Annotated in this window: 15 protein-coding genes and 1 riboswitch; of the genes, 5 read left to right on the top strand and 10 right to left on the bottom strand. The window is 45.3% G+C overall.

The window, feature by feature from the left end:
* Positions 1-968 precede the first annotated feature (968 nt).
* Both BUC01_RS18130 and BUC01_RS25570 read left to right on the top strand, forming a co-directional pair.
* Positions 969-1,238 carry a hypothetical protein gene (locus tag BUC01_RS18130; protein ID WP_025832113.1) on the top strand — a complete coding sequence of 90 codons (270 nt, stop codon included), beginning with the start codon at positions 969-971 and terminating at the stop codon, positions 1,236-1,238.
* 12 nt (positions 1,239-1,250) lie between these two features.
* Positions 1,251-1,481 (top strand): putative polyvalent protein kinase domain-containing protein, encoded by a 231-nt coding sequence (locus BUC01_RS25570; RefSeq protein WP_159106505.1) that lies wholly within the window; start codon positions 1,251-1,253, stop codon positions 1,479-1,481.
* A 69-nt stretch (positions 1,482-1,550) separates the two neighbouring features.
* Here BUC01_RS25570 and BUC01_RS18125 read toward each other — a convergent pair whose 3' ends face one another.
* Positions 1,551-1,793 (bottom strand): hypothetical protein, encoded by a 243-nt coding sequence (locus tag BUC01_RS18125; protein ID WP_025832115.1) that lies wholly within the window; start codon positions 1,791-1,793, stop codon positions 1,551-1,553.
* 197 nt (positions 1,794-1,990) lie between these two features.
* On the opposite strand from BUC01_RS18125, the gene BUC01_RS18120 reads away from it, so the two are divergent.
* Both BUC01_RS18120 and BUC01_RS18115 read left to right on the top strand, forming a co-directional pair.
* Positions 1,991-2,305, top strand: coding sequence for a nucleotidyltransferase domain-containing protein (locus BUC01_RS18120; protein ID WP_025832117.1), 315 nt, complete (start codon positions 1,991-1,993; stop codon positions 2,303-2,305).
* Positions 2,302-2,709, top strand: a complete 408-nt coding sequence (locus tag BUC01_RS18115) for a HEPN domain-containing protein (protein WP_073314427.1) — start codon at positions 2,302-2,304, stop codon at positions 2,707-2,709. The genes BUC01_RS18120 and BUC01_RS18115 overlap by 4 nt, the downstream gene beginning before the upstream one ends.
* Before the next feature lie 69 nt (positions 2,710-2,778).
* On the opposite strand, the gene BUC01_RS18110 is transcribed toward BUC01_RS18115, so the two are convergent.
* Genes BUC01_RS18110 through BUC01_RS18090 form a run of 5 tightly spaced genes read right to left on the bottom strand, consistent with a single transcriptional unit; the run spans position 2,779 to position 9,113 of the window.
* Positions 2,779-3,780, bottom strand: a complete 1,002-nt coding sequence (locus tag BUC01_RS18110; protein ID WP_025832119.1) for an ABC transporter ATP-binding protein — start codon at positions 3,778-3,780, stop codon at positions 2,779-2,781.
* Complete coding sequence (locus tag BUC01_RS18105) at positions 3,780-4,811, bottom strand: iron ABC transporter permease (RefSeq protein ID WP_025832120.1); 1,032 nt, start codon at positions 4,809-4,811, stop codon at positions 3,780-3,782. Before BUC01_RS18105 ends, BUC01_RS18110 begins: the two co-directional genes overlap by 1 nt.
* Before the next feature lie 11 nt (positions 4,812-4,822).
* Positions 4,823-5,959, bottom strand: coding sequence for an ABC transporter substrate-binding protein (locus BUC01_RS18100; protein ID WP_073314425.1), 1,137 nt, complete (start codon positions 5,957-5,959; stop codon positions 4,823-4,825).
* Positions 5,959-7,068, bottom strand: a complete 1,110-nt coding sequence (locus tag BUC01_RS18095; RefSeq protein WP_025832121.1) for a YncE family protein — start codon at positions 7,066-7,068, stop codon at positions 5,959-5,961. Before BUC01_RS18095 ends, BUC01_RS18100 begins: the two co-directional genes overlap by 1 nt.
* 17 nt (positions 7,069-7,085) lie before the next feature.
* On the bottom strand, positions 7,086-9,113 hold the full coding sequence (locus BUC01_RS18090) for a TonB-dependent receptor plug domain-containing protein (protein ID WP_034524325.1): 2,028 nt from the start codon (positions 9,111-9,113) through the stop codon (positions 7,086-7,088).
* A 52-nt stretch (positions 9,114-9,165) separates the two neighbouring features.
* Positions 9,166-9,368: riboswitch (cobalamin riboswitch) on the bottom strand.
* 97 nt (positions 9,369-9,465) lie between these two features.
* Here BUC01_RS18090 and BUC01_RS18085 point away from each other — a divergent pair.
* On the top strand, positions 9,466-10,704 hold the full coding sequence (locus BUC01_RS18085) for a serpin family protein (protein WP_073314423.1): 1,239 nt from the start codon (positions 9,466-9,468) through the stop codon (positions 10,702-10,704).
* A gap of 58 nt (positions 10,705-10,762) precedes the next feature.
* Here BUC01_RS18085 and BUC01_RS18080 read toward each other — a convergent pair whose 3' ends face one another.
* From BUC01_RS18080 to BUC01_RS18065, 4 genes are all read right to left on the bottom strand, one after another.
* On the bottom strand, positions 10,763-11,950 hold the full coding sequence (locus BUC01_RS18080; protein ID WP_025832123.1) for a TolC family protein: 1,188 nt from the start codon (positions 11,948-11,950) through the stop codon (positions 10,763-10,765).
* Between the two features lie 141 nt (positions 11,951-12,091).
* The gene (locus BUC01_RS18075; RefSeq protein WP_073314421.1) at positions 12,092-15,190 is read right to left on the bottom strand and encodes an efflux RND transporter permease subunit; all 3,099 of its coding nucleotides are present in this window, start codon (positions 15,188-15,190) and stop codon (positions 12,092-12,094) included.
* A 138-nt stretch (positions 15,191-15,328) separates the two neighbouring features.
* Positions 15,329-16,576: an efflux RND transporter periplasmic adaptor subunit gene (locus BUC01_RS18070; RefSeq protein WP_073314419.1), complete on the bottom strand. Its 1,248-nt coding sequence runs from the start codon at positions 16,574-16,576 to the stop codon at positions 15,329-15,331.
* A 78-nt stretch (positions 16,577-16,654) separates the two neighbouring features.
* Positions 16,655-17,062: a DUF6769 family protein gene (locus BUC01_RS18065; RefSeq protein WP_073314417.1), complete on the bottom strand. Its 408-nt coding sequence runs from the start codon at positions 17,060-17,062 to the stop codon at positions 16,655-16,657.
* Positions 17,063-17,112: the final 50 nt, after the last annotated feature.

Below are 17,112 nucleotides of genomic sequence, written 5' to 3'. Positions count from 1 at the left end.
TATAGGCATTTCATTCTGCATAAAAAGAATGCGTAAATACGCTCTGATTTTTTATTAATTATGGAAATAAAATGAGATATTTATCTGAAGAGGCTCATAGGCAGTAAGCATAATGATATAATTAAAATCATAATGGTTGCCATTTCTTGTCAAGAGTTGATTTATGTATTATTAACTATGTGCTTGTCTAACGGGGTGATGTACGCAGCTTATCATCTGGAATGCCACACCTCACCGCCCGGAATGCCACATGTCATCATTCGCAATGCCACATCTCAGTAGTGTAAATGAATGGCATTGGGGAAGTTAAGGTGTGGCATTATGGACAGTGAAGTGTGGTGTTACACTTGTACCAATGATGAGTGACGCTTGTACCAGTGATGGCTGATGCAGATAGGTGCGTAAGGTGTTGCAGGTATAAGCGTATCGTTTCGGACTATGAAGTGCAGGGGAACAAAAAACGGAGGGGCGAATACCTCTCCGTTGATTCTAAGTTAAAAGTGAAATCTGTATAGATTATAACGTTGCAAATATACAATATCCAAAAGGCGATGTCAAGTGTTTGGCAGATTATTTTCTTCTTCTCATCTTTTTGTAAAAGAATAAAAATGCTTCCTTTTGCCTGTCTACAAGAAATCAGGAGTTTGTCAACAGGAAGTTAACTCCTTGTTGACAGACTCCTAACTTCTTGTAGACAAAGAATTAATATCTTATAATCTTTTGATAATCAGTAGTGAAAATATTAATTGAAATCAGTGGGTTTGTACTTAAATATCGCCAGTACAAAAATACCTCTTCAGACTCGACTAAGTATATCGGGGTTACTATGCATGGGCGGATTACAAATCCTTATACTCAATCAATCGGATTACAAATCCGATTGGACGAAGGGAGGCAGTGCCCTCAAATATCAATTTGCATAATTCGAATTATATATATATTTTTGTACAAACAGATAAAATAGGATAATGAATAATTCAGATTTTTGGGTGTCAATAGATACTGTTATCAGTGAAGGTTTTACACCTGATGGTCTGGCTAAATTAGATTGTTATGCAGAACAATTTATCAGCGGGCAACTTGTATATAAACGATTTTCACCGATTGAACAGCATGGCTGCTCAGCGGGAGGTTCGTGTCATGTCATTGCATCCCTACTCGCGGGAGCAAAAACTAAAACAGATCATGGCATTAAAAGAATCAACGATTTCAAAAGAGAGCTCCAATGCGGAACGTAGCAAGCTTTAAGAATAGAGACATGGGCTAAATCTGTAGGAGTTTGGATAGATAATGTCGAACAGTGTCTCCATGATTCATTGGGTGAAGAAATAGCCGAAGGTGGTGAAGCTAAGGTTTATGACCATGGTACTACACTCATTAAATCTATAGGTCTCGACTATTTCGTACAGCCAATTCTTGCCCTTGACAGAAGCTGGATAGGAGATGCTTCGACTACGCTCAGCATGACAGATAACTCCTGATAGTCAACATGTATTATACCTGAGTAGTAACTAAGTCTTTCTTGAATTGACTTGTTTGTCTCAATGTTTTCATAAAGACTTAACATAATCTTTGAAGCTATCCAACTCAAGCGTTTCAAGCTCTATGCCGCTTTCAGCTTCTTTCATAGCTGCCAGCGTTTCTTCATTAGGCTCTGAATACATAGCATCCATCAAGGTGCTTTCAACGAAATTATTAAGACTTCTATTGGCTTTTGGGGCTTCTCTCTGTAAGACCTGTAACAAGTCTTCACGCAGGCGGAAAGAAGCCTGTTTTCTTATTACTGTTTCCATATTATTTCGTATTACTTTATGTTGCAAAAGTAGTTAATTGTATTACAGCAACCAGATTTTTCAAGTATAATTTGCGTGCTTCTTTTTGATATCCCTTTTCAGTCTGCCATCCTTAAACAATACAGAAATAAGTCGTTGCATCTCTTGCCTTTCCTTTTTTTTTATATAACTTTGTTCGCAAATAAAAGGTAATGAATATGAAACGTCCACAAATTGTAGAACAGATACGCAAGGCTTTGGCTCAAGTGGCACCGGAAGCGCAAGCCATTTTGTATGGCAGTGAAGCGCGTGGAGATGCTCGTCCTGACAGCGATATTGATTTGCTGGTATTGGTTGACGGCAATAAATTGACCGTTAAAGAAGAAGACCGTATCATTACCCCGCTCTACGACATTGAAATTGAGACGGGAGTGCAAATAAACGCACGTGTCCTATTAAAAAAGATTTGGGAGAACCGTCCTTTTCAAACTCCCTTTTGTATGAATGTAATGAAAGAAGGAATTGTGTTATGAAAGAGCAATTAAATCGTGAAAACATTGAGGCATTGGCAAACTATCGATTTCAGCGCGCCGAAGAAACCTTAAAGGAAATACCCTATCTGAAACAACAGGGATATTATAATACGGCAGTTAACCGCCTTTATTATGCCTGCTATTATGCAGCAGTTGCGCTACTTATCAAGCACGAGGTAAATCCCGGCACCCATTCAGGTGTCAAACAGATGATAGGATTGCATTTTGTAGCTACCGGTCGTTTGTCTCGCGAGTTGGGGCGTTGCTTCTCCCTGCTTTTCGAGCGTCGGCACAGTAGCGATTATGATGATTTTGCCTATTCGAATGAAGAGGAAATAGACGAGTTGATGCCTAAAGCAACCGCCTTTATTGAAGCCGTCGGAGGCTTGTTAAAAGAACAATAAATAGAATCCTGGCGGATATATTATCCGTCGTCTTTTAGTATGAGGATTATTTTGAATACCACAGCCTATTCAGACATTGGCAAGTAACTGTTCGAAAGAACGGAATGTGTACTCCTTTTCCTTGTGCAGTCTGAAATCTTCGGCGGACAACACCTGTAAGCGTGGCAAATCGGTTGCTCCTGCCGTAGAAGCGGGACAACAAGTATATCCGTGACGGTTCAGTGCATTTGTTGTCCAGTGCAATAATACTTCATCGCTTGCTTCTACAATGATATTGCGTTGGCTGTCCACTTTCGGATAATACACGCCATGTGCATAATCAAACCGGATATCAGTACGGGAAAATAAACTATCCATCCGGTGACTCAGAATCATATCTTCCGTGACTCCACATTGCAGTCCGTTCTCTTTGGAAAGCAACCATAGTTTGTCCGCCAGCACCAATGCCTGTTCTATGTCGTGGGTGGAAAGTAAAATCGCTTTATTCTGTTCTACGGCCAGACGGTGAAGTAAAGTCATAATCTCGATGCGGCTCACCACATCCAGGAAAGCGGTAGGTTCATCCAGCAGGATAAGCGGACATTCCTGTACCAATGCTTTGGCAATCATTACTTTTTGCCGTTCGCCATCCGATAATTCTGCGGTATAGCTTTGGGCTTTATGGCTGATGCTCACTGCTTCCAATGCTTCCTCAATGATGGCGTGGTCTGACTTGTTCAGTCTGCCGAAAAAGCCCGTGTGAGGTTGGCGTCCCAGGGCTACGAGCTCATATACCGTCAGTCCGCCTGCCTGTGTCTTGTCCGTCAGTACGACGCCGATGGTGCGCGAACGTTCTTTCTCCGAGTAACCGGATAGAGGCTTATCTTGAATAAACAATTCTCCTGATAAAGCCGGCTGCGAGGCGGATAGGGTGCGAAGCAGGGTAGACTTACCTGTTCCGTTGGCCCCCAGCAGGCAGGTCAGTTCTCCGGGGAAGAGGCGGAAAGAAAGATGCTCATGCACCCGTTTCTCTTGCTTCCCCGAGCGGTATCCGATGCACAAATCATTCGCAGTGATAACAGCTTTCTCCATCAGTTAAAATATTGTATTTTACGTTGATTTACGATTACATATATGATAACGGGCGCACTCAGTACCGGGGTCACCGCATTCAGCGGAATGATGCCCGCTTCGCCCGGCAGGATGCAGATAAGATTGCAGAGCAGGGCAATGGCTGCACCTGTCAGCAAGGTGATGGGGAGCAGAGAGTTGTGATTGGATGTCCCCAGCATCAGGCGGGAGATGTGCGGAACGGCCAGACCAATGAAAGCGACCGGTCCGCAGAAAGCGGTGGTGACAGCGGTCAGCAATCCGGTGGCTATCAGCAACAGATTACGGGTGCGGCGGATGTTCACGCCTAAGTTTTCGGCATATCGTGTACCCAGCAACATGGCGTTCAGTGGCTTGATGAGCAGGATGGAGAGCAACAGGCCTGCCAGGCAAAATACGGAGAAATAAGGCAGTTGCTGCAATGATACACCGCCGAAGTTACCCATGCCCCATATCATGTAAGAATGTACCCCTTCGGCCGTTGCGAAGAAGTTGAGCAATGAAATGGCGGAAGAAGTGATATAGCCGATCATGATACCCGTAATCAGCAGCATGATGTTGCTTTTAATCAGTGTGGAGAAGAAAAGGATAAGTCCCATTACCACCATCGACCCGATGAAAGCTCCCAGTATCACCGAGAAGAAACCGGACAGGGTGAATATACCTGTCGCAATGCTTCCACCGCCTGCCAGCATCACGAGTGCCACGCCCAGGCTTGCTCCTGAGTTGATTCCTAAAATGGACGGACCTGCCAGCGGATTATTGAAAGCGGTTTGCAGCATCAGTCCCGATGCCGCCAATGCCGCGCCACATAGCAGTGCTGTGACGGCTTGCGGCAGGCGCGACTCCCAAATAATGAAACTCCAACTGGCTTTCTCTACTTCATTGCCCGACAGAATATCCCATACCGCTCCGGCAGGAATGCTGATCGAACCCAACCAAAGATTGGCGGTCATCAATAGGAGGATGAGAACCGACAGCACTATGCCATATATATATCCTTTGCCTTTCAAATCATTCAGTTTTAGTCCGCTAATTTACTATAATATTTCAACTCATATCCTTCCAGCATTGAAGGATGGAAGATTTTTATTAAATCTTTCAGTAGCCAGTCCGGTTGGAAGGGCGTTTCTTCGTAGAAGGGTACCCGGTTGGTGTTGCATCCGTAGATATTCCGTTCCTTGAAGGCACGGAAACCGGCGTAAGGTGCAAACTCTTTTTCCAGTTCGCTGTAGGTCTTGTCTGTGGGTTGGTTGTAGCGTATCAACCAACAGTTCGCTTGCTGCCCTTTCTCAAAGATGACCTCGAAGGGATAGGGAAGCGAGCCGCTATGTGTATCTTCTTGGAAAATGTAATTGGCGCCCGCATCGGCATATAGCTTGGCGATGGTGCTGTTGCCGCCCGGAGTATACCAGGTGGAGCTTGTCTTTAAATCACACATCACCGAGGGGGCGTATGAAATGGGTGCTACTAAAGCCTTTAGTTCATTATAATTCCGTTCCACAGATGCGAACAGACTGTCGGATTCCTGCTGCTTGCCGAATAACAGGCCGTAGAAACGCATCCATTCGGCACGTCCCAATGCAGATGTTTCCATGTAATCGGCACATTCTATGATGGGGACATTCAGTTTCTCTACCCTTCCGTAACCGCCGCTGTTCTCGAAAGGGGAGAGAAGTATGGCATCCGGGTGCAGGTCTATGATTTTCTCGATATTGGGGTTCATGCCATCACCTACATCTGTAATCGAACCGTTGCGGCAGCCTTCTTCTATTTCCGGCATTTTAATGTATTTCAGGTCGCAGACACCGGTTATACTGCTCAATGCATTGAGATTCTTCAACAGGCTGCAATGCACGGAGGAGTAGATTATGGCTTTGTTTAACGGAGTGCGCACCACGGTTCCTGCGGGCAGTCCGTCGGGGAGGGGCTGGTTTTTGTCTACTAATATATAAGTATGCAGAACTTTGGCGGTATCCCAGGGATTGCGTAGTTGTGCAAGGGTGTAGTCTCCGTTGTCTATGATAGAAAGATTTTCGGAGTAGCGCAGAGGGATGGTGTCGCCTTGAGCAGAGATAGAAGCAGTGTTACTTCTTCCGCTGCAGGCGGAGAGAAGTAACACGGCAGTACAAAGGGCTATAAAGAGAGAAATTTGTTTCATTACAAGAAGACTATTTTGCTGGGGAATATACCACCGCAGTCAAACTTTTCGATAAATGTTCCGTTATTCTTGAAACGGTAAACATCGCCATTAGTAACTCCGGTACCGTAAGTATAGATATAAATATCGCCCGTCTTATCATCAATGCTGATACCTCGGATTGCTGTAGTACCCAGCTCCTGAGGCATGTCTTTCATAAATGTAGCATTATTGAGTGCGTGAGTCTTGGTGTTATAGCTGAAAAAGCTGTTTGTACCTGCATAGGTTTCCCAGTCTGTTACAGTGGAATTTGCCAGATAAATGATGTCATCATGCTCGGCAAAGTGTGTGGCAACACTGATATTCTCGACTGTGCCGTCGCTTTTGATGCGTTGGAAAGCGTAAGGAACTGCTGGTGTTGTCCAGGAAATTCCCCAGGAAATCAAGTATACTTCATCGTTTGCCTCAAGTAATAAATTGGGGTTAAGTGCTACTTCTATTTCTTTGTCCTTAGTAAATGTTGCTATATCGATGACGGATACGGTGGTTCCCTCTCCCCAACCTGAATTAGCTACATAAAGTTTACCATTTTCTTCTACTATTTGTTCCGGATTTTTGCCTACTGTCACGTATGCTTCTATTTTCAATGTATTAGCATCTATACGAGCTACCTTTCCGCTATATAACGTTACATAGATTTTATTATCTTCCGCTTCCATATATCGCGGGTCTCCGTCTTCTTCCGTGAAGGAAAGCCGGGCTTCTTCCACGCCGGCAGCATTCAGTCTGAGCAGTACTTTAGAGCCTGAGAGTATGACATAAATTTTATCTTCATGCTCGATGATATCCTGCCCGGTATCCCCTAAATTTTTATTGTTCTGCTTGAGGTAAATATTTGAAATGAAATTGTTCTGACTATCTTTGGCATCCTTGTTAGGAGCGTAGAAGGCAATGCCGGCATTATTTGCTTTGGACATTCCTTCATTCAGAATAAATGCCCGCCGTTGCGGCAATTCTACGGTACTTCCGTTATCGTCCCACGGGTCGTCGTCGTCATCACTACAAGAGGAGAACGTTACTGAAAGCGCTAACATGCAGAGTGCGCTCCATAATAAACTTCTTACTTTCATTTTATTTTTGGTTTTAGTTAGAATTTAATACTGCCCGTCAGCCTGAATGAGCGTCCGGGCATAGGGTAATATTTTATGATGTCATATTGTTCGTCAGTCAGGTTGATGAGTTCCGCTTGCAGGCGCAGTTTACAGCTACCGAGGCTGAAAGTGCGGGAGGCGGTAAGGGCATGTTCCACATAACCGTCAATGCGGTTCTCTCTGATGTTTTGTGGCAAGTAGTAACGCTCGCTCACTCCGGTGGCGGTATAGGCTAAGTTAACCCAGGGTGTTTCAACGGACAGGGAGGCATTGCCGCTGTGCACGGGCGTATAAGGTATCTGGTCCTTGTAATTTTTGTCTTCTTTCGAGGTTACATCTATTGCTTTCTGATAAGTATAGCTACCTGTAAGGGTTAATGAAATGCGGCGGTTGAGTGGGATGGCGGTGCGTAATGTCACGTCTGCACCTGTGATGTCTACTTTACCATAATTCAGCATTTTCCACACGTAAGTAGTGGGTAAAGCTACGATTTTGTCATCCACTTTATTGTAATATCCGTCTATGGTCAGAGCCACATAGTCGGTAAAGGAAAAAGGCGAACCGCTCCAGGTGATTCCCAGGTTGAACTCCTGCGCCTTTTCGGGACGTAAGTTAGTGTTTCCTATGCGTTGATAGTAAAGGTCGTTGAAAGTGGGAACGCGGAAAGTGCTTTTATACATCATTCGCAGGAAGAGGCTCTGTTCTTTCCACGGACGGTAAAGTAATGATATTGTAGGACAGAGGCGATGACGGTTGTCGGGACGGTTCCCCTTCTCCACTTCTTCGGTGATGAGGGTATGTACCAATGTTCCGGTAGCGGTCAGTCCTTGCCATTGATAGCTCAGATTCAGTGCCGAAAGCCATGAGTATCTAATCGGAAGCGGACTGTCGGGCATATTGCTGTCAAGGGTGTTCAGGATTAAATCGTTTGCCCATGAGGCAGTGAAAGAACGGACAGGTTGCCATTGCAGGGTGCCCGAGAGATAATATTCCTGCTGTTTGTTTATATCCGTCTGCTTTCCATCCTGATATTTCACATCCGTATCTTCATATTTATTCCATGAATAGTTATATTTGGCTTGTGCCAGCAGTGCCCATACATGGCTGAAGTCCTTGCGGTATTGCGCTTGTACGAAGAAATTCTTGTCCCACAACCGTTCATTGGAACTGTTATTATATAGGATGATAGATCCGGGCAGGCCTCGCTCGGAATCAAAATAGTATGCTTTGACTTGTAGTTGGCTGCTATCCTTCATCGTATGGTAGAGATTGCCCTCCGCATGCCATGATTGTATATCAGAGTTCCGTCGTTTTTCTTCGGTGATGTATTTACCGTTGACGAGTGTAAAGGGATAGTTCCCATTCGCCCTTTGGTAATTCCCATTTACGCTGTAAGTGGTACGTGGAGCAATACGTTGCGCCCAAGTGACGGAAGGATTGATAAATCCGAAAGAACCGCCTTTGACCTGGCCTTTGAAAGTGTATGGCTTATCAGTATCTTCCAGTGGATTCTTGCCATAAATGGAGAGTACACCTGCCGAGGCGAATAAGCGTGCGGACTGCAGAAGATCTTCATCTTGTCCTATGGATAAAGAAAGCATGTCGATATCATCCAGCGAGAAACGTCCGATATCTATTTGTCCTGCCTGACAATTGCTGACCGCTACCCCGTCATAGGACACTGCTGTGTGGGTAGCTCCCAGGCTTCGAACCGAAACAGTCTTTAAACCGCCAATTCCTCCGTAATCTCTGACATTCGCTCCGGCAAAACGGCGGACTGCATCAGCCATATTTTGAAGGCCGAGATTCTCCAGTTCACTTTTTCCAAAGACTTGTATAGGCGATGCTACGGATATTCTTTGTGGTACGCGTCTGCCTTTTATCCCCACCTCAGGAATGGCATGCACCTTCCCCGTGATGGAATCTCCCGTCTGCTGTGCCTGCAAGTTGGCACAAAAACAGCATACAAGACAATACAAACAAAGCCGTAGCCGGACACACCGGTATGGATTATCCTTTATCATAAACAGAAAAACTATAAAAATATATGCATCTCATGCCCTTTCCTCGAAGGCATAAGGAATGACAGGTCTTGCAGGTCTTCTGACTTACTCCGGATTTGCCGCCTTCCCACCGTACGAATACCGGCAGTGGCACAGGTGATTGGCAAATTCTTTAATATGAGTTCACAGCAGCGGGACTGTTTGGGAGTTACACCCAATTCCCTTTTCATGGAGTACACCGGGAGGTGTCTTCCAACAAAACCGGGGCAAAGATAGGAAAGATTTATATTTTATTTATTATATGATGCAGTATTTCATCAATTTATGCATTTATTCTAACAGAATAACTTAATAGAAACTAATACTATCGCTTATGCTAAAGAAAACCATCGCTGCTTTAAGCCTACTCAGTATCCTCGCAGCTTGTCAGAATGATGAAAATCCTTCCAAACCAGAGCCTAAACCACGTAAAGACATCTCATTAACCCGTGTGGAACAAAGTCTGCTGGATGCAAATACCGACTTTGCATTCCGTTTCTTTAGTCAGGTATGCAACACGGAAGATGAGAAACCGAACGTTTTTGTCTCTCCGTTAAGCGCTTCGCTCTGTTTGTCCATGATTAGTAACGGTGCTTCGGGCAATACGCTTACTGAAATGCAGGACGTGCTGGGATTTCCCGCTTCCTCTTTCTCTCTTGATGATCTGAATAATTATAATCAGAAACTGACCACTGCTTTGCTGGATTTGGACAACACTACCCAATTGGGAATAGCCAACTCCATTTGGGTAAAGCAAGGTTTTAAGGTTTACGATTCTTTTGTCAACGTGAATAAGCAGATGTATGATGCGCAAGTACAGGAACTTGACTTTACATCTCCCACGGCGAAAGATGTGATAAACCGGTGGTGTGCCGAGCAGACGAATGATTGTATAAAGGAAGTAATTAAAGTAATACCTGCGAATGCGCGTATGTATTTGCTCAATGCACTCTACTTCAAAGGTATCTGGGCAAGCCAGTTTGAGAAGTCGGCTACCCGGCAGGAGAACTTTACCAATTCTGACGGTACGCAGCAGAAAGTGAACATGATGAATCAGACTGAAATGTTTAACTATACTAAGAATTCGACATTCTCCATCGCAGAATTACCTTATGGGAATGAGGCTTTCAGCATGGTGATATTATTGCCGTCAGGAGGTAAAACGTTGGATGAGAGTTTGTCTGAACTGACTTCTGAGAACTGGAAAGAATGGAACAGTAACATGGCTGGCAAACAGTTGCAGGTTAAACTTCCCCGTTTCAAAGTGGAGTATGATAAGACGCTTATAGATGATATGATTGCTATGGGGATGAAGGATGCCTTTGACGGTAATAAGGCTGATTTCTCCAAAATGTCTGCGGCTGAATTGTACGTTGGAATTTTGCAGCAGTTCACTTATATAAATGTAGATGAAGAAGGTACTGAAGCCGCAGCGGTTACCGTAGGAGGAATGCTTGATTCTGCTGGACTCCCCGTCACCATACCTTTCTATGTAGACTCTCCTTTTGCTTTCATGATAAAGGAGAAGAGCACAGGGGCGATTCTCTTTATGGGGAAGGTTACGAAGTTGTGATAGATAGCAAAAGAGGGTTTGAATTTTTCAAACCCTCTTTTGCTATTGTATATAATCTTTATAATTTACTCTTATATATCTGTGCCATCACCTTCTGATACTGGTTCTCCAGTTGCAGCAGATTCTGTTTGCTTTGATAAATCACGGAGACTTCCACGAAATACTCTATCACGCTGATTTGTCCGCCGGTGAGGGCTTGTTTCAGCAATGCGAGGTCTTGTTGCGAACTGAACGCTTCCTGATATTCCTGCATGGAAGCCTGTAATGATTGGGCTTCACGATAAAGCTGTGTCAATGAAGATTCTGCCTGCAAGGTTGCGTTTTCTTTCTGGTAGTCGATATTCATGGATTGTGCTTTCGCTATCTTCACCTTGTTTCTATTCTCGAATATTGGGAAAGAAAAACCGACTACAACACCGTTGAACGGGGTGCCCGATTCTGTATTGCGACGGTAACCCAATTCCAATTTAGGTAACCAGCCTTGTTTGCTGACAGAGATTTGTTTGCGGGCGGCGGCGCTTTCATTGTTCAATGACCATAAGGCGGCATCTGAAGCAATCACTTCTTCACGTAACTGTTCGTAATCTGTCGGCAACGGGTACAACGGATATTCACCGAGAGACGAAATTTGTAACGGCTGGTTGCTGTTCAGCGCTGTCAGTTCCTGCCATTTATTCTCCAGTGTGGTACGGTTGGTCCGTGCCTCTGTACGAACGTTCAGTAATTCCAGGTTGATTTTGTTGGTTTCCAGAACGTTGGCATCTCCTGTTTCCAGACGTTTCTTATAATAGGTGGAAAGTTCTTCAGCCTGTTTCAGACGCTCATCCAGTAACTTTTGTTGCTGTTGCAGCATAAGAATGTCGAGACATACCTCTTTGGCTTGCAGCAACAGTTGCTGGCGAAAAGCGGTGGATTGTGCATCGAGAGCACCGGTTTTAAAACGATTCACTTGTCCACGTGTGGCGTAGAGGGTGGGGAAGTCGAAACTTTGTGAAACAACGAGCTCACCGATAGTCTCGTTCTTATCCTTTGCTCCCCACAGGTGGGAATAAGAAAGGGTCGGGTCGGGAAGATTATTCCCCGACTTGTTCTCCAACTTCTGCGAAGTGATGAGTTGGGCATTGGCTTGCAACTCCTTATTGTTCGCTTCTATGCGGCGCAGTACTTCGTCTATGCCGACTGATTGGGCACTTGCTCCTCCATATAGAAGGAAAATGAAAATATTGACTATAAAAAAACGTTTCATATTTGATATTGTTAATGGTTATATAAATGATAATTTATCGAAATGAAGAACTAAGAATGAAGAATGAAGAATTATTTTGCGGCATGCTTGCATAGCGCAGCCAAATTCTTCATTCATCATTTTTCATTCTTCATTAAATTATCATTTAACTTCTTTCCTCCGGTGCATCATCAGGTAAACAATCGGAATGATGAAACCGTTCAGGAACGTGGAAGTTAAAAGACCTCCGAGAATAACTTTTGCCATCGGGCTCTGAATTTCATTACCTGGCAAATCGCCTCCCAATGCCAGCGGAATAAGTGCCAGTGCAGAAGACAGTGCTGTCATTAAAATCGGATTCAACCGGTCCATTGAGCCGCGTATAACACTGTCGTATACTCCTATTCCTTCTTCCCGTTGCAAGTGGTTGTAGTGGCTGATGAGCAACATACCGTTTCGTGTGGCGATACCGAACAACGAGATGAAACCGATAATAGCCGGAATACTGACCTCACCCGTCGTCATGAACAGGGCAAACACACCACCAATCAGTGCCAACGGCAGGTTGATAAGTATAATCGCACTTTCCTTCACACTGCGGAATTCACTGTAAAGCAAGAGGAAGATAACCACGATACTCATCAGTGATGTCAGCAACAGTGTGCGGCTTGCCGCTTGCTCGCTTTCAAACTGACCGCCATATTCGAGGTGATATCCCTCCGGCAGCTTGATATCTTTATCTACCCGTACCTGAATATCATTCACCACACTGCGTAAGTCGCGGTCGGCAACATTGGCAGAGATAACGATCTTCCGTTTCACATTCTCGCGGCTGATGGTGTTCGGACCCATTGCCGAACGTACTTCTGCAATGTAGTTCAATGGAATCTTCTTGCCGTCGCTGGTATCTATCATCAGGTTGCGGATCTTCTCCATTTCGTCACGCAGGTCGTCACGTACACGTACAGTGAGGTCGAAACTTTTACCTTTCTCATATACTTGCGAAACAGTTTCACCCGCCAGACAAACATTGACGAACTCGGAGAATTCAGGCAATGAAATACCGAATTTCGCCAGCATTTCCCGTTTGGGCGAGATGATAAGCTGGGGACGCTCTATCTGCTGTTCCACATTCAGGTCGGCAATGCCCGGAATGTCTTGGATAGCTCCTTTGATTTCGTTGCCCAAAGTGAACATACGGTTCAGATCATCACCGAACAGCTTGATGGCGATGTTAGCTTTTGTACCGCTAAGCATAGCATCTATACGGTGGCTGATAGGTTGTCCTATTTCGATATTAGCTCCTACAATTGTTCCTAACTTCTCGCGTACGTCAGCAACCAGTTCGCTGCGTGAGCGGTCCTTCAACTCGAAGGGCGCTTCTATTTCCGACACATTCACTCCGAGCGCATGCTCGTCCAGTTCGGCGCGTCCCGTTTTGCGGGCTACGGTCTGTATTTCAGGTATACTGAGCAATAATTCTTCGGCACGATGTCCCATTTTGTCGCTTTCTTCCAGAGAGATGCCCGGTAGAGAAGAGATGTTAATGGTGAATGAACCTTCGTTGAACGGCGGCAGGAATGAACGTCCCAAAGTGAAGAAACATACGAGGGCTACCACGAATAGGCCGATGGTGCTCCCCAATACGATTTTCTTATGTCCAAGAACGAAAGCCAGTGCAGAGCCGTACCACAGTTTCATCTTGCGTGCCACGAAAGAGTCGCTGCTTTCTTTCTTTTTGTCTTTCCCCAAAAGATAGGAACAAAGCACCGGTGTCACTGTCAATGCTACTACCGTAGAGGCCGCTAATGCTACGATGAACGCAATACCCAGTGGCACCAGCATACGTCCTTCCATACCGGTAAGGAAGAATAAAGGTACGAAACTCACCACGATAATCAGCGTGGAGTTCAGAATAGGCATACGCACTTCCTTGGATGCATTGAACACTACTTCCAGTATTGAGAGCCGTTCTTCCACAGGTTTCAGCTTATTCTCGTGCAGTCGTTTATACACGTTCTCCACGTCCACAATGGCATCATCCACCAGCGAACCGATGGCGATGGCCAGGCCACCGAGACTCATGGTATTGATGGTGAAGCCCATATAATGCAGTGCCACTAATGAAGTAATCAGTGAAAGCGGTAGCGTCACCAGTGAAATCACCGTTGTACGTACATTGGCAAGGAACAGGAACAGTACAATTACTACGAAGATGCCCCCTTCAAACAATGATTTCTGTACGTTTCCGATAGAACTTTCGATAAAACGGCTTTGGCGGAAGATGTCTGTGCTGACCTTTACATCCGCCGGCAGGTTCTTCTGTAAGTCTTTTAAGGAAGCCTCCAGTTTCTCTGTTAGGTCCAGGGTGCTGGTAGACGGTTGTTTGGTAACAGTCAATAATACAGCTGCCTTGCCTCGTTCCGATGCCGTGCCCAGTTTCGGCAATTTGGCGCCGATATGTACGTCGGCAATGTCTTCCAGCAGGATAGGAGCGCTGCCGGAGGTAGTTCCACCACGTACTACGGCACGTGCCAGTTGGTCTACACGGTCGGTAGAAAGTACCCCGCGCACGATGTATTCGTTACCGTATTCATACAGTACGCCGCCATTCGCATTCAGGTTCATTTCGCGTGTTACGTTCATGATTTCGTTTAGCGTAACACTGTAATGGCGCATCCGTTCGGGATCCAGTTGTATCTGATATTCTTTAATATCGCCGCCCAATACTGCCACCTGTGCCACGCCGCCTGTAGAGAGCAATCGCGGACGGATAGTCCAGTCGGCTATCGTGCGCAGGTCGAGCATGGAAGTGGAATCGGCTGTCAGACCGATAATCAGCATTTCACCCAAGATGGATGATTGCGGGCCCAGAGTCGGTTTACCTACTCCGCTGGGCAGACTTTCGCTTACAACAGCCAACTTCTCGCTGACAATCTGCCGTGCCAGATAAATATCCGTATCCCAATCAAATTCTACCCAAACTACGGAGAAACCATTGGTAGAGGAAGAACGTACGCGGCGTACACCTGTCGCACCGTTTACAGCCGTTTCTACGGGAAACGTGACGAGTTGTTCCACTTCCTCTGCCGCCATGCCGTTCGCTTCTGTCATGATGACGACTGTCGGTGCGTTGAGGTCGGGAAATACGTCCACTTCCGTGTGCATGGCGGTATAAGTTCCGCCTATCAGCAACAGCACCGACGCTACAAGCACCAGGATGCGGTTGTGGAGTGAGAAATGTATAATCTTGTTTAACACGATGATATATTTACTATTTTACTATTTACTATTTGATACACCTTGTCTTTTACCATTTGACATTTACTATTCTTATCATCAGCTTCACGCATTGCACAGCCAAATAATAAATAGTAACTTGTCAAATAGTAAATAAGTTTAGTGTTCGTGACTGTGTGCCGGAATAGCATTCGTGGCACTTGCTAATTTCACTTGATAAGCTCCTTGGGTTACCACACGGTCTCCGGCTTTCACACCTGAAAGTATCTGTACATTTTCGCCGTTGTCGGCTCCCAGCGTGACGAGTTGCTTTTTATAACCCTCTTCATCCAGTTGCAGATAGACAAAGAAACTGCCTTGCTCTTCAGTAAGTGCCGAGTGGGGCAGGGAAATCACGTTTTCTATGGGTGAAGACAGCAGGAAGATTTCTACGAATGAGCCGGGAACGATATCACCTTTGTTGTCGAATTCGAAAGTAACAGGCACATAATATCCGCCATCTCCACCTGAGGCTTTGCCATAGGAGAGGAGACGTCCGTCCAAGTCTTTCAGTGTGTACACCTTATTATTATAAGGAGTGCAGAAGTTGGCCGAACCAATGGTGCGCAGATATTGATAATATTTCTCTGAAACATCGGCGCGCAGGAACAATTTGCGATTTTGTGTAATGCTGACCAGCGGTTGTCCTACGGCCACGTAATCTCCCTCTTTCACTAACAGGCTTTTTACATATCCATTGATGGGAGAAGTCACAGCCTGCCCGTTTGCCGAGTTGTTTTTGGCTACGGCCTCGTAACTGATGCGTGCGTTTTCATACGCCTGTTCAGCTTGTGCGAAGTCTTTTTCGGATACAATCTTATTTCCGACAAGGGCTTTCATACGTTCGTATTCTTTCTTGGATACTTCGTAGGCGATGCGTACACGTTCTACAGGATCACCGTCTGCCATATTCTTGGAAGACAAAGTCACCAGCGGCGTGCCTTTGCTCACACTCATGCCTTCAATCACCTTTCCACGGAAAGAAACAACACCCGCCACTGTAGCCACGGCAACGCTTTCGTCTCCTTGTGCAGCCATTACCTGACCACTGGTTTTAATGACCTGATGGAATATTCCCGGTTCGATAACGCTGGATTTCACACCGGCAGCTTGCGCTTTGGCAGGAGGTAGAATGATTTCATCATTATGTCCGCCTGCAGCTTCTCCGCCGTGGTCGTGACCTGCGTGGTCATGATCTTCTCCTTCATGGTTATGTTCTTCTCCCTCATGTTCGTGATCATGGTCACAACCTTTGTGATCGTGTTTTTCTGTTTCGTGATTATGGCCTTCATGTCCGTCACCGGACTTGCTGTTGCAGGAGCCCAATAGGAACAGTCCTATGACTCCCATAAAAATAAATTTCTTCATGATGGTATATTTTGTTCTTGCTTTTAATTGGGTACAAAAATAGAAAATGAGGCCTGCAACAAAATTGCAGACTTCTGATTAAGCAAGAACAGACGGAGGTGCGCGAAGACCTGTGGCACGTGTGAGATACGTGCCATGAAGTGACTCATGGTATATGCACTCCTGTCTTTGCCCGTTTTCTTCGGGTAGAATGAGTAGCCTTAGAAGTGGTTCGGAGAATAAAGTAATCACTAACGGAAAGTCCGGATGCGACCATCCGTTGTCCGAAGTGGGAGTTTGTTGGAAGAAATGTGTGGTGACGCATCCCGTGTCGCAGCAGCAATGCTCATTTTCCGGGGCGTGTTGTTGTCCGCAACAACTGGGGGTGATATCATTCTTCATGCATATCAACCCGTTGCTGTGATGGTGGTGAGGAATAACAGGTACCACCAGCATGACCATGCTGATGAATATCAGAAAATATGTGATGTACCGTTTATTCTTCATTCCTCCTTTTTAAATTGTGGACAAAGATAGTCGTTAACCGCTTAATTACC

Origin of the sequence: Bacteroides stercorirosoris (genome assembly GCF_900142015.1) — a bacterium.
In the GTDB taxonomy this organism is placed as follows: domain Bacteria; phylum Bacteroidota; class Bacteroidia; order Bacteroidales; family Bacteroidaceae; genus Bacteroides; species Bacteroides stercorirosoris.
The sequence above is the reverse complement of the archived record's forward strand: the minus strand, read 5'-3'. Positions and strand labels throughout refer to the sequence as shown.